The 14,594-nt window shown below is 38.1% G+C and carries 16 protein-coding genes and 1 tRNA gene; 4 read left to right on the top strand and 13 right to left on the bottom strand.

Annotated features, from left to right (window positions below; all coding sequences use genetic code 11):
- Positions 1-25 precede the first annotated feature (25 nt).
- The 7 genes from BFS30_RS22490 to BFS30_RS22460 form a co-directional block, all read right to left on the bottom strand.
- Positions 26-877, bottom strand: a complete 852-nt coding sequence (locus tag BFS30_RS22490; protein ID WP_069381343.1) for a molecular chaperone — start codon at positions 875-877, stop codon at positions 26-28.
- A gap of 14 nt (positions 878-891) precedes the next feature.
- The gene (locus tag BFS30_RS22485; protein WP_069381342.1) at positions 892-1,398 is read right to left on the bottom strand and encodes a DUF4402 domain-containing protein; all 507 of its coding nucleotides are present in this window, start codon (positions 1,396-1,398) and stop codon (positions 892-894) included.
- 317 nt (positions 1,399-1,715) lie between these two features.
- The gene (porV, locus tag BFS30_RS22480; protein ID WP_069381341.1) at positions 1,716-2,909 is read right to left on the bottom strand and encodes a type IX secretion system outer membrane channel protein PorV; all 1,194 of its coding nucleotides are present in this window, start codon (positions 2,907-2,909) and stop codon (positions 1,716-1,718) included.
- Between the two features lie 44 nt (positions 2,910-2,953).
- Complete coding sequence (locus BFS30_RS22475; RefSeq protein WP_069382616.1) at positions 2,954-3,157, bottom strand: helix-turn-helix transcriptional regulator; 204 nt, start codon at positions 3,155-3,157, stop codon at positions 2,954-2,956.
- Positions 3,158-3,257: 100 nt separating this feature from the next.
- Positions 3,258-4,229 (bottom strand): alpha/beta fold hydrolase, encoded by a 972-nt coding sequence (locus BFS30_RS22470; RefSeq protein WP_157263010.1) that lies wholly within the window; start codon positions 4,227-4,229, stop codon positions 3,258-3,260.
- Between the two features lie 66 nt (positions 4,230-4,295).
- Positions 4,296-4,994: a porin family protein gene (locus BFS30_RS22465; RefSeq protein WP_069381339.1), complete on the bottom strand. Its 699-nt coding sequence runs from the start codon at positions 4,992-4,994 to the stop codon at positions 4,296-4,298.
- Positions 4,995-4,997: 3 nt separating this feature from the next.
- On the bottom strand, positions 4,998-6,008 hold the full coding sequence (locus BFS30_RS22460) for a S41 family peptidase (protein WP_167353185.1): 1,011 nt from the start codon (positions 6,006-6,008) through the stop codon (positions 4,998-5,000).
- Positions 6,009-6,315: 307 nt separating this feature from the next.
- Here BFS30_RS22460 and BFS30_RS22455 point away from each other — a divergent pair, with 307 nt between their 5' ends.
- Both BFS30_RS22455 and BFS30_RS22450 read left to right on the top strand, forming a co-directional pair.
- Positions 6,316-7,032: a 4'-phosphopantetheinyl transferase family protein gene (locus tag BFS30_RS22455; protein ID WP_069381337.1), complete on the top strand. Its 717-nt coding sequence runs from the start codon at positions 6,316-6,318 to the stop codon at positions 7,030-7,032.
- 140 nt (positions 7,033-7,172) lie between these two features.
- Positions 7,173-7,245, top strand: a tRNA-Lys gene (locus BFS30_RS22450).
- A 96-nt stretch (positions 7,246-7,341) separates the two neighbouring features.
- Here BFS30_RS22450 and BFS30_RS22445 read toward each other — a convergent pair.
- The 6 genes from BFS30_RS22445 to BFS30_RS22420 all read right to left on the bottom strand — a co-directional run bounded on the left by BFS30_RS22445 (position 7,342) and on the right by BFS30_RS22420 (position 13,105).
- The gene (locus tag BFS30_RS22445; protein WP_069381336.1) at positions 7,342-8,466 is read right to left on the bottom strand and encodes a serine hydrolase domain-containing protein; all 1,125 of its coding nucleotides are present in this window, start codon (positions 8,464-8,466) and stop codon (positions 7,342-7,344) included.
- Positions 8,463-9,173 (bottom strand): LytR/AlgR family response regulator transcription factor, encoded by a 711-nt coding sequence (locus tag BFS30_RS22440; RefSeq protein ID WP_069381335.1) that lies wholly within the window; start codon positions 9,171-9,173, stop codon positions 8,463-8,465. Before BFS30_RS22440 ends, BFS30_RS22445 begins: the two co-directional genes overlap by 4 nt.
- Entirely contained in the window at positions 9,148-10,605 is a 1,458-nt protein-coding gene (locus tag BFS30_RS22435) for a sensor histidine kinase (RefSeq protein WP_157263009.1), read from the bottom strand. The genes BFS30_RS22440 and BFS30_RS22435 overlap by 26 nt, the downstream gene beginning before the upstream one ends.
- Positions 10,606-10,613: 8 nt before the next feature.
- Entirely contained in the window at positions 10,614-11,381 is a 768-nt protein-coding gene (locus BFS30_RS28250; protein WP_069381333.1) for an ABC transporter permease, read from the bottom strand.
- Positions 11,374-12,270, bottom strand: coding sequence for an ABC transporter ATP-binding protein (locus BFS30_RS22425; RefSeq protein WP_069381332.1), 897 nt, complete (start codon positions 12,268-12,270; stop codon positions 11,374-11,376). The genes BFS30_RS28250 and BFS30_RS22425 overlap by 8 nt, the downstream gene beginning before the upstream one ends.
- Before the next feature lie 268 nt (positions 12,271-12,538).
- Positions 12,539-13,105, bottom strand: coding sequence for a Crp/Fnr family transcriptional regulator (locus tag BFS30_RS22420; RefSeq protein ID WP_069381331.1), 567 nt, complete (start codon positions 13,103-13,105; stop codon positions 12,539-12,541).
- 77 nt (positions 13,106-13,182) lie between these two features.
- Between BFS30_RS22420 and BFS30_RS22415 the strand changes: the two genes are divergently transcribed.
- The gene (locus BFS30_RS22415; protein WP_069381330.1) at positions 13,183-13,881 is read left to right on the top strand and encodes an HAD family hydrolase; all 699 of its coding nucleotides are present in this window, start codon (positions 13,183-13,185) and stop codon (positions 13,879-13,881) included.
- 180 nt (positions 13,882-14,061) lie between these two features.
- Entirely contained in the window at positions 14,062-14,523 is a 462-nt protein-coding gene (locus BFS30_RS22410) for a GNAT family N-acetyltransferase (protein ID WP_069381329.1), read from the top strand.
- Positions 14,524-14,594 lie beyond the last annotated feature (71 nt).

The following is a 14,594-nucleotide window of genomic DNA, read 5'->3' as shown; positions in this document are numbered from 1 at the left end:
CAAGAATCTGAATTCAGCAGCTTATTTATAGCAGGTTGATGGTAGATTCTGTGATAATTACCGGTTTTTTGTCTGATGAAGTAGCATAAACAATTTGCAATTTTCCCTTGTGATAATTTACATTAGCAGATTTATCAAGATTAAACGTAAAGGTCCGGCCAGTATTCGGTGTATAAATGGCGAATCCTTTCGCGATCCCAACCTGAGTCATTTTCCCCTGTTCGGAAATATGATTTACCTGGAGGTCTCCATAAACGGATGCATTTCCGGAGCGGGCAAAAATGAGCCGGACCTTCGGAATGCCATCATCCCCTATTTCAAACTCAGGTGTATTCAGACTTACTGTCGCCTTAGCTGCGCCAACCCTGATGATCACCGGAATTGCAATTCCAAATGTTGGGACAAGATGTACAGTCATTGTTTTTGCAAATTTAGCGTCGCTCTTAACTTCCGCAGGTTTCTCATTGGGCACAGCCCTGAAGTATAAATGCGAGCGGTATTCACCGGCTTTTAGTTCAGAAGCATTGATCACCTGTACTTTTATCGTCTGAGATTCATTTGGGGCGAGTACCACACTCCTGGGGAAAAACCTGAAATTCTTATCCGCAAAGTTCTGTCCTGAATCTGGGGTGCTGATTTCTTGAAAATTGCCATTTTCTAGCATCCTGTACTGAAGTACAGAGATCAGGTATTTGGCAGTGTCTTTACCTGTATTGGCTACATTGAGCTCCTGAGTTCTTTTGGTGCCTTCAAAGGTGACCCTTCTTGGCATGATGATCAGGTTTCCCTGAGCCATCACAGAAGACAGGCACCACAACTGGCCTATGATACAAAAGGCAACGGCTATTATTAAACGAGTTCCGGCTTTTCTAAACATATGGGCGATTAATCTTAGTTATAATTTACCGTAACTGTAAAAGGTGTAGCCGAGGTATAAGCTCCTTCAGCCTGTGATGCCACTAAGTTCAGCGTTGCCCCTACTGTAATGATCTGTTCGCCGGCCGTAAGAATACCTGCAGTACTTGGAGTACTGGTAAAAGTATTGACGATCATATTGTCAGAACCGCTTGTAATGGTAACAGAAGAAGGGAGCGTAATCGCATAGGTAAATGATCCTGAACCGGACACCGTAAAAGAAGCCGCAGTTACCGTCCCCGTGGTTGCAGGTAAAGTAACCCCACCTGTAAATGTTCTCGTTCCCGCTGGAGTTAATACCACAGTACCCACAGTACCATTGGTGGCTACATTACCAAAATCCATATCTGTATTCTTCACAATACTGATTGGTGTCACAATTGTTGCAGAAGCGTCGGCGGTGGCTGAAGCTTGGGCGAAAGCCGATGAAGCTATAAAAAGAGCTGAAAAGCAGATGCCAGTGGAGATAATTAACTTTTTCATGATGGTATATATTTGGTGAACTGTTACAATTTTGTAGCTCAGAGCGGAAGAGAGTCGTTGAAAATCGGGTTTAGCTGGAGCTCTCTGAGACTGTAATAAACTTTATATGCAAATATACACTTATATCAGCATTTTATCTCCTTAAAATTTTTATTTTTTTCAATAAATAAAATACTGAAACTTTTATTTCATTCATTGAAAATAAGTATTCTTATAAAGACATTTTAAAATTTTGATGTATTATGTTTTTACACTTTTAGTCATGTTATGCCAAATGAACTATTTTGTTTAACATTTATGAAACATGCTTAAACTTGTTACTTTTTTTTGTCATTTTTTTCCAAAATTTGCGGACTGAAAGTCAGACTGAATCTAAGGGTATTTGCGAGCGGGCTATTTTTAGTTTCCGCGAGCATATAAGCCAGGTCTATCTGTAAAGACTGATAGTTAAATCCTCCTCCAAGCGTAAAATATCGACGATCTCCTTTATCCGGGTTTTCATAAAAATAGCCACAGCGTAAGGCCAGCTGACGGTTATAGGTATATTCCAATCCCGTCCCGATACTCCATTCTTTTAATTCTTCGGTCATCCCTCCAGGAGCATCTCCAAAGGAGCCGAAGATTCCTGCAGGTACCGATATATTGGGATCCTTACCTTTAACAATCTTTCCATCATTGTCGTAAACCGGTTGAGTAGGTACCAGCAGTTTGTTAAAGTCCAGCGCAAATGTAATCTGGTTCATCTCATCGAGATAAAAAGTAGAAGCCCCTCCCAGCTTAAGATTGGTAGGAAGAAAAAGTTTATCTGCAGCATCGCTGTAACTCATTTTTGTTCCGATGTTAGAGAGGTTTAACCCAAAGGCCAGCAAAGCATCTTTACCAAAGAAATGAGTTGGTTTCCTCAGATAGGCCGAGGCATCAACCGCGAGCGCATTACCTGCTTTACTATCCAGACCAGAAGTGAACCTTCCGGAACTTAGGTTTGACCGGATGTACCTTACCGCAGTACCCAGTGAAAATGTTTCTCCGAACCTTCTTGCAAAGCTGAAATCAACAGCAAATTCATTTGGACTATAGAAACCCAGGTCCTGCTGGTTATTGTCAAATAACTGGACTTTACCAATAGAAAAATACCGTAATGACGCGGCCAGGGTATTTTGGTCGCTTACTTTATAATAACCGCTCAGATAAGCCAGATTTATATCTGCTTTTAAGCGGTTCAGCCATGGGCTATAAGATGCGGAAACGCCATATTTCTTTTCTAAAAAGGCTACTTTTGAAGGGTTAACCGCTAAGGCGTTGACATCGGGCAGACTGGCCACCCCCGCATCTCCCATTCCTCCGGTACGTGCATCAGGGACGATCAGTAAAAAAGGAACAGCAGTAACCACGTTTGTAGCTTTGCTTCCATTGGTCTGAACCTGGGGATTAACCTGTGCTTTTAACTGTAGTAATGCAGGGTTTATCCATAAACCAAGCCCAAGAATAATTACTATAGATTTAACGTTCATGCCTTGAAAATTACAATGTTCAATACGTCTACCGGCTTAATTTGTCAACGTTGAGTTTCTTCAATAAAGAAAACATCTTCGATGGTTACTTCAAGTATTTCCACCATCTTCATCGCCATTTCCTGAGACGGCAATACTTTTCCATTCTCCAAGCTACGGAATTTATATGGAGTTAGGTTAAGTATTTTAGCAAATTCCATTTGTGTGAGCCCTTTTTCCTTGCGATAGAGCCGAATTCGATTTTGCATCATAAAACATCTCATGTTCAAATATATACAGATCAATAGCGATTTGCATGTCAAAACCCCGCTTTACCGAATAATGAATAAGATGAACACGAACCCGGCATTATTGGAGTGTTGCTGGTAATATCTTTTCTATGATTACCTGTTGTAGCTTCTCCGGTTCAGTATTGAAAACCGTATGTCCGGATTCCTCAAACCAGAACAGCCCTTTCTTTGGCGCTTTTAAAAACTTATAATAATCTTCCACCAGATAATGAGATTTCTGCTGGTCGCCATTCCCTTCTATAAAATAAACGGGACATTTCAGTGCAGGCAGTGTTTTGAAAAGATTATTGGCTACTGCAGTCTTCCACATCGGAAACCAGGTGGCCAACCAATTATAATATTTAGCTTTAAAGTCTTCCTTTTTCGCAAAATCAACACCATTATGTATAAATAACCATTTTTGAGCATAAAAAAGATCATCCTGGTCATCAAACGGAAGCTTCACCAGGGTAAGCTCTCTTATAGCGCTTTCATTCTTTGTTTCTCCAGCCCAATTGATCAGCATCTCTATCGTTAACTTCTCACTTTTTCTTTGATCTATAATTCCACTGATTGGGATATAAGCATGCAGTAATTCGGGATGTTTATCCGCTATATTAAATCCCAACATTGAACCAAAAGAATGCGAAGCCAGAAACAGCTTTTTTTGATTAAACTTTTTAAGCAGATACCGGATCAATTCGTGGGTATCTTTTTGAACCAGGGCAAGAGAGAGCTTTTCAGGAGAAGAGTTTAGTTTTAAGGTTTCCCCAACCTCTCTTTGGTCCCATTGAACGACTACAAATTTCTCCCTAAGTTTATCGGTAAATGTATCAGCAACGGGGATCAATGAAGTTCCGGGACCTCCATGAAGAAACAGCAGTAATGGCCTGGCCTGGTCTGCTCCCTGAAGTTTTATGAATTGCTTTATTCCTCCGATCGTGACCACTTCTGTCGTATCAATTCTGGCTGTATTTTTCTTTATTATCGATTTACCCTTTCCAATTGCAACGGAAAAAGTGAAGATAATGATCGCCATTAATTGTTTCATAAGCACCGGCTTTTTCACCATACGTAAAACGGAGCAATATTTATTTAATTGTGACGCCAATCCAACTTATTGAAAATGATAAACACCCCCTATGGTCAGCGCTGTGGTTTGGTTGTACTTTTGGGCATGTATCTCAGATACCCGTTTTTGCTGATCAGTAATCGATTGATAAAAATGTCCTTTTATAGTGGCAGAAACATTTTTTAAGACCCTATAGTCCAATCCAATTTTGGCAACCCAGCCAAATTCAGACCTGTTATCCTGTTTCGCATTAAATCTATAGTTCGATTTAATCCGCTCCAACCTAACGGTTTCATTTCCTTCCGGATTGGTTGAAAGTTCAAAAACATTAGGCGCAACCCCTTCCATCGTGCTTTCTATCCAATATGCATAATAAGCGCCTAAAGCCGCGGATAGATTTATTTTTTTTAAAACTTTCATCTCATATTTTGCGGTGATGGGCAAATGCAGATAAGTATTAGTTACGTTTTGATAGATATTATTCTTGTTTTCAACCCTGTAGTTCTTTTGTATCAAGCCTGGAGAAACTTCTATCGCAAGCCATTTATTAATCTTTTGATCGATATTAACATTGACGATATAACCACTATTCTTTGACAGGCGTATTTCATCATCTGCCATTTCAACCTGCAGTTTATTATAGGATATCCCGGCATCAACACCGATGTTCAGTTGAGCAATGGCCGTGCTTGCATACATCACAGTTAACACGGTCAATATATAGCGTAATTTTTTAATGGTCATCTCTTATTTAAATTGACGTATGGCTAATTCCAGTTGAAGATCTTTATTCCGGGCTAATTCCTGAAGGTTAAATGGAACATACAAATCAGGAGTAATGCCCACATTCTCATAAAACGTTCCATCTATACCTTTGAATTCTACTGCCGATGTGGTTACCGATGCAAAGTTTCCCAGCTCGAAAGATCCGGAATTAAAAATTGCAGCGTCAGAGATCGCCCCGGTGGCACCGTACGTTTGTTCACCGATCACCAGGTTTTTTGGAGATTTTAAGGCAAGAGTCATAATCTCAGCCAATGATGCGGAAAAATTATCTGCCAATAATATCACAGGAATAGTGGTTTCATATGTAGGGTCACGCTTCAATCTGGACTCCAGCCAGGGCAGATAACTTAATTTCCCGAGTCCGCTTTTGCCCCTGGCGTATCCAAATGTGATGTCTTTATTAACGAGTTTTCCCGCAAAAAAATTCAGATCAATAATTTCTCCCCCACTGTTGCTCCTCAAATCAAGTATCACTCCTTTTATGGGATTTGTACTTTGCTTAAGCTGGGAAAAGAAATAGTCCAACACCATCTTTACCTGTGTATTATTTGAATCATAGGATTTCTTAAGTGCAAAAAAATTACAATGAAAATAGAGCAGGTTATTGTTTAGGGTACCGGAAGTAACATTTATAGGCACGCCGTTTTTGGTAATGTTTCCTTTGCCCGACAAGAAACCGGGATCTAAATAGGTTTTAACCACCTCCACATAATTAAACCTGCTATGAAAATTCTCAGATCTGATTTTCCTGTCGTAAGCCGGGTTAACGGTTAAATTGCTTAAAGCCCCATCGTTAAAGCTGATGCTGAAATGATTATCGGTAAGACCACTGGTCATCTGTTGAAAATAGGTCGCTGCTTTTCTTTTATCCTCATCGCTGTTTCCAAGCTGATCAAAAAGAGGCTTATACTTTTTATACACCAGGTTCCAGTCTGTTGATTCTTTATCCCAATAAACATATTGGTAGTTCATTTTATCCCAAAACTGTATGAATATTTGCGAAAAACTATCCGTAGCACCATTATGGTTTATTACCGGATCTTTTTTACAGGAGACCGCAAAAAAAAGAATAAAAACAAAGACGATGTTTAAATAACCTATTTTTTTCATTGCCAAATATAGATCGTTTCCTGCTTAAAACAGGTAGTTTAAAAATAAAAAACATAAATCAATTAATATTTAAGAAAAAACACTGTTTACCAAACTATAGACAAGATGTCCTGAGATAATTTGTTTATGTTTACCTGATCAAACAAGTGTATAGCAGCTGACATTTTTAATGAAAACCTATTTAAAAAAGATTGAATTGTTAAGGGCGGAAAGTAGCTATTCTGGTGCCTTATGTATCATTGAAAGCAGCCTCGAAGAACTGAAAGGTCTTGCAAAGGGTTTTCTGCATCTTTCAGAATATGAATATTTCAAAACGCTTCAGTATGAAAAACGTCAGCATAGTTATCTTTTAGGTCGTTATTGTGCAAAGATGGCTTTAATGCAATGTTTGTCCTGTAAAGATCCTTCGGCCATTGAAATTGCTCCTGGAGTGTTTCAGCAGCCAGTGGTCAGACATCAGGGAACAGAAAATATTCAGGTGAGCATTGCACATGGCGATTCCTGGGCTACCGCTATTGCTTTCCCCGAGGAACATCCGATGGGAATTGATATAGAAGCAATTGCGACAGGCAATGCGCAGGTAATCGACGAACAACTTACCGCTCAGGAGCGCTTACTGATAAGAAGTTCCGGACTCAAAGCTCCTCTTGGAGAGGTTTTATTCTGGACGGTAAAAGAAGCTTTAGCAAAAACCATCAGATGTGGGTTGATGATTCCTTTGGAAATTATTGAGCTGAAGAAATTCGAAGAAGAAAAAGATTTTTATCTTTCTTATTTTACAAACTTCGATCAGTATAAGGTACAGAGCTATCTGATTGAGGGAAATGCTTTATCAATTGCACTTCCAAAAAACACCAAAATGCAATTAACTGACCTCAATATTTAGTGCCAGCCAAAAATTTTTATTCTTATATATCAATATATTAGAAAGTAAATTGATTTTATTTTCAATATTTCATAACTGTAAAGCAGAATATTTGAGTAAAAATTATACTTTTGCACTCCCGAAACAAGGGAAAATAGTACGATTCCGTAGCTCAGCTGGTAGAGCATTACACTTTTAATGTAGTGGTCCTGGGTTCGAATCCCAGCGGGATCACGAAAAGCCTCAGAGAAATCTGGGGCTTTTTGCATTAAAAGATATTTCAAAAACAGCCTACTATAGTATGCCTCCGGATGTTTTTATATTCATTTATTACTTAACTTTATTCAGAGCCTCTAATAATTCAAAGGGTAGTTCCCAAATATCAGGTTCTCCTTGAGAATAGTTCCTCATAAGTATGATTCCATATTTATTCTCTCTTGTAAAAGCAAAGTTAGCGGTATACCCGGCAACCGCCCCACCGTGATTTATTACGGTCAATTGGTCTCTCTTATTAACAAAAAATCCTATGCCATAATAATTCCGCTCCCCAATACCAGTTATTTCATTTTGCATCATTGCTAAATTTTCACCTGACACAAGATTAGATGAAGTCCCCATGTTGTATATCATGAATTTCGCCAAATCATTGGGAGTAGAATATATGCCTCCATTAGGAACTTTGTATCCACGCCCCTTATGCTCAAGCAGGGGCGTTTTGACATCCATCTCTCCATCAGAATCCTGAATCCCAGCTGCTAAATCTGAAAGTTTTTCTTTAGGCACAGCAAAGTAACTGGAATTCATATTCAAGGGCTCAAAAATCCTTTTCTCAATCAATTCAATGAAAGGCTTTTTTGCAGCTTTGGAAAGAGCCAATCCTAAAATCCCGTATCCAATATTTGAATAGCTAAACTTCTCGCCAGGTTTAGATTCAAAGGAGGTGGTTGGTATGGCTGCCAAAATTTTACTCTCCCATCCTTCAATGGGGCCGGAAGCAGCCTTTAGTAAATCTGGTTCTCTCACCAATCCGGAAGTATGACTAGCTAATTGTTTGAAGGTGATTTTTGTAGCATCCGAATATCCTTTGAGTCTTTTTATCTCCGGGAAATATAATTCAACAGGATCATCCAGATTAATGATGCTATCCTGTACCAAAAGCATCATTAAAAAGGCAGTAAATGGTTTTGAAATTGAACCAATACGATAAATAGTAGCCGTGTCTGCCTTAGACTGAGTCTCCAAATCAGAAACTCCATATGCTTTCGACCAGATGACTTTATCCCCCTTGACGATAGCCCCGGATATACTTCTGTTTTTGGGTAAATTTTCTGCAATAATCTTATCAAGCTCCAGAATAACTGCTTCCTCACTATTTTTACCTTCAAATTCATGATGGGAAGATGAGCAGCTTAAAAAAAAAATGGGTAGTATAAGATAGATCAGTGCGAGTCTCATGATGTTGATTTAGTTTTATTTCCGTTGAGAAGGTCAATAAATTGCTGTTTATAAATTCCACCTAATGGTATACTCCTATCTGCCACAATTAGCTGATGATTTTCAAACTTTTTTAGATAAGACAATGATATAATAAAAGACCTGTGTACTTGAATGAACTGTTCTTTCGGAAGTAATTTCAAAACTTCTTTTATGGATAGCCTTGTAACGACCTTTTTGTCGCTAGCTACAAAATTCACAAGGTTACCTTCTGCCTCAATGTATTGAACATCTTCAAAATTGATCTTAAAGGATTCATGCCCGCTTTTAATAATCATGAATTTACCTGATGGAACATTTTCAGGGTTCATCTCCCTCTTGTAAATAGCATTTGCCTTATTACAGGCAATTAAAAACCGATCAAATTCAATAGGCTTTATCAGGTAGTCAACTGCGTTCACCTCATAACTTTCGGCAGCATAATTACTAAAAGCTGTTGTAAAAATAACCATTGGAGGATCTGGGAGACTTTTAATCAATTGTAAACCGGAAATATCCGGCATGGAAATATCCATAAAAACCAGGTTTACCGCATTACATTGTAGGTAATCCAGTGCTTTAAAGGCATCGGTGAATACCGAATTTATGTTAATGAACGGAATTCTTTCTGAATGATATTCGATCACATCCAGCGCCAGCGGCTCATCGTCTATTGCTATGCAGTCCATATGAAAGCTTGATTGTTAAATTTACATTGAATATACCATCCTTATCATTTATTGAAAGCTTGTGATTGTCCGGATATAAGTGAGTCAATCGCCGGCCGACATTTAATAGGCCCAGCCCTGTACTTATTTGCCTATTCTTATGCTCATGAATTGGGTTTTGAATAGAGAAGAGTAGCTTACCATCGGTTACCTCTATTTTCATGTGAATAAACGATACGAATTTATTACTGATTCCATATTTAAATGCATTTTCAATAAATGGAATTAATAGCATGGGCGCGATTAAAAATGTGTCGGATTGATCGGTTTTATAATCAGCTTTAATTTGATTATGCTGGTCTATTCTTAATTTCTGCAGGCTTATATAATCTCGGATATATTCTAGTTCCCTATTCACCAGCACCAGATCCTGGTTGCATTCTTCTAGCATGTAACGCATTAAACCACTTAATCTGGCTATACTTTGAACAGTTTTGGGACTATCTTCCTGCATAGCCTGCGAATAGATATTATTCAGCGTATTGAATAAAAAATGCGGATGGACCTGCAACTTTAAAAGATCCAGTTCTGTAAGCAGCTTTTCTGATTCCAATTTCTTGCGCAGGTTTTCATGTTTGAACCAGTCTTTTGTAAATTGATACAAAAAGGAAGCTAAAAGTATCAATAGTTTAAATGCCAGCGAAGGGACTATGGTTTTCGTTAGTACGTTTATCTGTTCAGGGGTAAAGACCGGGATGGAATAGATAGCCCATTCTAGCAAGACTGATCCGATAATCATCAATATCAGCGATGAAAAATATAACATGTATTTCCCCTTAGTCAGAAAAGAAGGTATAAACCAAAAGGAGTTCAGATAGAAAAATGATAAGCTGATGGTAACAAGTATGAACGAATATACCGCTTTGAATAAAAATAAAAAAGGCGTTTTTTCCGGTGCCCATTGCGGATATTCCATAATCCTGAGCAAGTAAAACATCGCGATGATGAGGATATGCAAAGATATTTCGGCGAATACACTCACCTTCTTATAAACGATCAGATCTTTTATGAATTGAAAAAGATAAGATAGTGGCATCACAATAATTGTTTTTACGAAAGCAATAGCGCCGAATATGATAATGGTTTCAACAAATGTATTCGGTGATCTGCCTCTGATAAATACAGGCTCTAGTTTTAGCAGGTAATCCAATCCAAATTCGATGCTGCTAAGAATGGTAATCACCAGTAAAGTTAAGCAGGTATACTTGAACCACCTGCTATTATTGTGTAGGTAGCTGGGAATAAATACACAAATATTGATGTAAAAAGCCAATATCCCAGTAATCCACATCACTGGATTATAAAAGAATGACGTACTGGCTATTTTGAGGGTCAGGGAATACGCTATTAGCCACACTGAAATATGAATGATGGTATAAATCGCTGTCTTCAAAACGGGTCTCAACTTATTTCCTTTTTTGAAGATACATAAAAACCTGCTGCTGATGTCAATACCAGGGATAACAAAGCGATAATTATATAGATATTCCCAATTTGAGCATCCGGACTATTTGTCGACAATGAGGGATAAGAATAAGGTAAAAGCTCAATATGTTTCCATGATGAGGCTATTCCCGTGCCCACTGTTATACAAAAACCAATCACTGTAGGTATTACAAAAGACCGGAAATTGAAACTCAGTAAGAATTGAAAACCAATAATTGCGGAGGATGCAAGCATCATTTTTAACGACAGTAGCAGGCTTTCTTTAATGAGGCTCGGGGAATCAAATCCAAATTCGGGTCTTATAAATATTAAAAGAAAGCCAAACAATTGGATGAAAAACGTTAGGCTGACCGCCGTTAGGATATTTAGAAAGATGAAAGCTAAAAGCTTATAAAAATAAACAGCGCATTTAGAAACCGGTAAAGAGTAAATCTGCTTCCACATGTTATTTGAGTGCTCAATTGAGTTGATTAATGATGCTTCAAGAATAATTGTGAGCGGCAACAGCAGACCGGCCCAAAATTTTTGCAGGTGGTATATATATCCGTGCCAGGGATTTGTTCCTGCATTAATTAGTTTATGCCCCTCAGAAAGATAGATTACAAAACTTAAAAAGGCAACAAACAATGGGAGTGCGACTGCAACTAAAATAGCCAGGGTATTTTTGAGTTTTTGTAGCTCTGCATAAAACCTTAATGTGGAGCTAATAACGCGTTCAATCATTTGTGGTGAGATTAAAAAATAATTCTTCTAAATTTTGACTTCTCGGTTCCAGCCTGTAGATATCTATATCGTTTCTGAACAGTATCCTTGAGATAACTGCCGCATCATTTTCTTCCTTAACGACTATCTCAAGTAAATCTTCGGTTAGTTTGACAGGATATTGCTGTTCGATCAATTCCGCTGACTTTTTATTGTCTGAAGTGTCTACTAATAAAAGCTTAGCATATTTGTTTCTAAGCTCAGAAGCTTTCCCCTGGAATACCAGTTTTCCTTCATTTAAAATCGCCAGATGGCTACATATCATTTCTACTTCATACAGGAGGTGGCTTGAAATAAAAATAGTTTTTCCAAAGTCTTGATTCAACGTTTTAATTAAATGCCTCATATCCCTGATTCCTGCCGGATCAAGACCGTTTGTGGGCTCGTCCAAAATTAACAGGTCGGGATCTGTTAGCAAAGCAGCCGCGATGCCTAGCCTTTGTTTCATACCTAAAGAATATTTGCTAACCTTCTTACTACTATCATCAGTAAGCAAAACGAGATCAAGCAGCTCCTTTATCCTTTTTTTTGGAGTGGAAGTTAGATTGCATAAAATATGCAGGTTATCATATCCATTAAGGTGATTATATAATGCTGGATATTCTATGAGTGACCCAATATTCTTAAGAATTTCAATGCGGTGGGTCCGAATATCTTTACCAAAAAGCATAACGCTTTTTTCAGGCACATGGGCTAGCCCAAGCAATGTTCTGATTGTGGTTGTCTTACCTGAACCATTTGGTCCAAGAAAGCCAAATACACTTCCCCTCTGAACGGTGAGATCAATTCCGTTCAGAACTGGTTTACTTCCGAAAGTATATACAAGTGAGTTAGTCTCAATTACATTCATAAGACCAAGTTATGATCATTATTTATTCATAAAAAGAGAATGGTATGAATACCCCATTTGGTAATGTGAAGCAGGTAAAAATTGATTTAAGCTTTATTAAAAGATATGAATTCCTCCCGGTTATAAGGTGCTATATACCTATTTATATATTTTAGCGAAATGCAAAAGTACACCAGCCGGATCGTGAACAAAGCAAACTTCCCCCACATTGTATGATGATTACTATGAACGTTGGCCGGTAGAGGAAACGGAGAACTATGTTTACGATTTACCGCTCCAAACTCTTTAAGGCCCTATTCAGGCTCCTTATAGTAATACCTAAATAGGCTGCTTTATCTTCTCTGGATATTTCTATTCCTTGCTTCAATTGCAAGTCCAGTAACTTCGCTACGGTATGCTCTGTTGTGTATAGCTGCTGATAGGAAGCCCGACTTGATGTATTAACAATACGCTCTGCAAAAACCTCCAGCAATAAATTGTTTAAACTGATCTCGTTTTTAAGTAAAGAAGTAAAGTAAGGGATGGCTATAGCATAAACCGTAACATCGGTCATTGCTTCGATGTTGCACAAACAGGGAATATTACGGATTAGTTCAATTTCGCCCAGGATTTCACCTTTACCCAAAAATTCTACAATATATTCTTTATCATTTTCTTCAGTAAAAAAGCATTTTGCTATCCCCTCTTTTATCAGCATTATCTTAGAAGCATTTTCATTCTGTACGAATAGTCTCTTGCCCTTGGGAAATGACTTCACTATAATATCTTCCTTACGTTGTTGTGTTTTGTAAAGTTGCTCTAAATAGCTCAAAAAAGACTGATTGGTTCGTACCATATTTTACCCGGGACAAATGTCCTTTCCTAATTCGATTTATATTCTGAGTTTTGCCGTCGGAAAATTACAAAAGTAAAATGAATAATAATATCACCACCATTGCCTTTGATGCAGATGATACTTTATGGATAAATGAACCCTATTTTCAGGAAGCCGAAAAGGAGTTTTGTATGCTGCTTGAAGACTATTTGCCACAACATTCCGTATCGCAGGAACTGTTTAGAACGGAAATGCAAAACCTGCACTTGTATGGTTATGGGGTAAAAGGCTTTATGCTTTGTATGATTGAAACCATTAGCCGGATTTCTGACGGAAGGGCCTCCCTCCAATTGGTGAACAAAACCATAGCAATCGGACAAGATTTATTACAAAAACCCATTGAACTTTTGGAGGGAGTAACCGAAACTTTAGAAAGCTTAAAAGGAAAATATAGATTGGTAGTAGCTACAAAAGGCGATATATTGGATCAGGAACGAAAACTTAAAAAATCAGGATTACAGGATTATTTCCATCATATAGAAATCATGAGCGACAAAAAAAATAGCGATTACCAAAAACTGCTAAAACATTTAGATTGCGAACCTTCAAACTTTTTAATGTTAGGAAACTCTATAAAATCAGATATTCTGCCAGTACTGGAAATTGGCGGGTTCGCCGCCCATATCCCCTACCACGTTACCTGGACTCACGAACAACACGACCACAATCTGAAACATGATAATTTCAGAGAAATGAAAAGCATTGATGAAGTGCTTAAATACTTACCACAATATTAAGCTTAATTCAAATCCTAAATAAACGCAGATTCTTTACTAAATCGGGTTTTATCGTCAGTCGGTGAAAGGCCGGTTATTCTTTTAAAAACAGCTCTGAATGTCCTTTCATCAGTATAGCCAACTTCATACATGATTTCGATTTAAAGAATTTCCGGTACCTTACCAGTTTATTTGAAAAACATGAAGCAGCCAGACTTTTCACAATTCCCAATATTAAGCACGCAGAGATTTACCCTCAGACCCCTTTCCTTAGAAGATACCGATTACATCAAAAAAATTGATGGCATGATCAGCAGAAAGGAATGTATACTTTGGGGAATCTCCTATCAAAATTCCAAAGAAATGGTAGGTGCAATTTGCCTATGGAATTTCAACACCCCAAATGAAACTGTAGAAATCGGATATGAATTGCTCGCAGAATTTCATGGCAAAGGTGTAATGTCAGAAGTAGTTCCTTCTGTGGTTGAATATGGATTTCGGGTAATGGCAGCAAAGTCAATTATAGCCTTTCCATCCGCTGAGAATCTTGCTTCGGTTAAACTTCTTGAAAAAATGGGCTTTAATCTGACCTCTGATAATTACGGACATACACATACAGAAGTTGCAGCTATGCTTACCTATATCCTCAGCTCGGGGTTCTAAAAAATTATTAAATCTTGCCCGCCCATCAATCATTACGATTCGTACATTAGCTTCCTAAACAAAATTATTCA

Origin of the sequence: Pedobacter steynii (assembly GCF_001721645.1) — a bacterium.
Classification (GTDB): Bacteria; Bacteroidota; Bacteroidia; order Sphingobacteriales; family Sphingobacteriaceae; genus Pedobacter; species Pedobacter steynii_A.
This window is presented reverse-complemented; position numbering and strand designations above follow the sequence as displayed.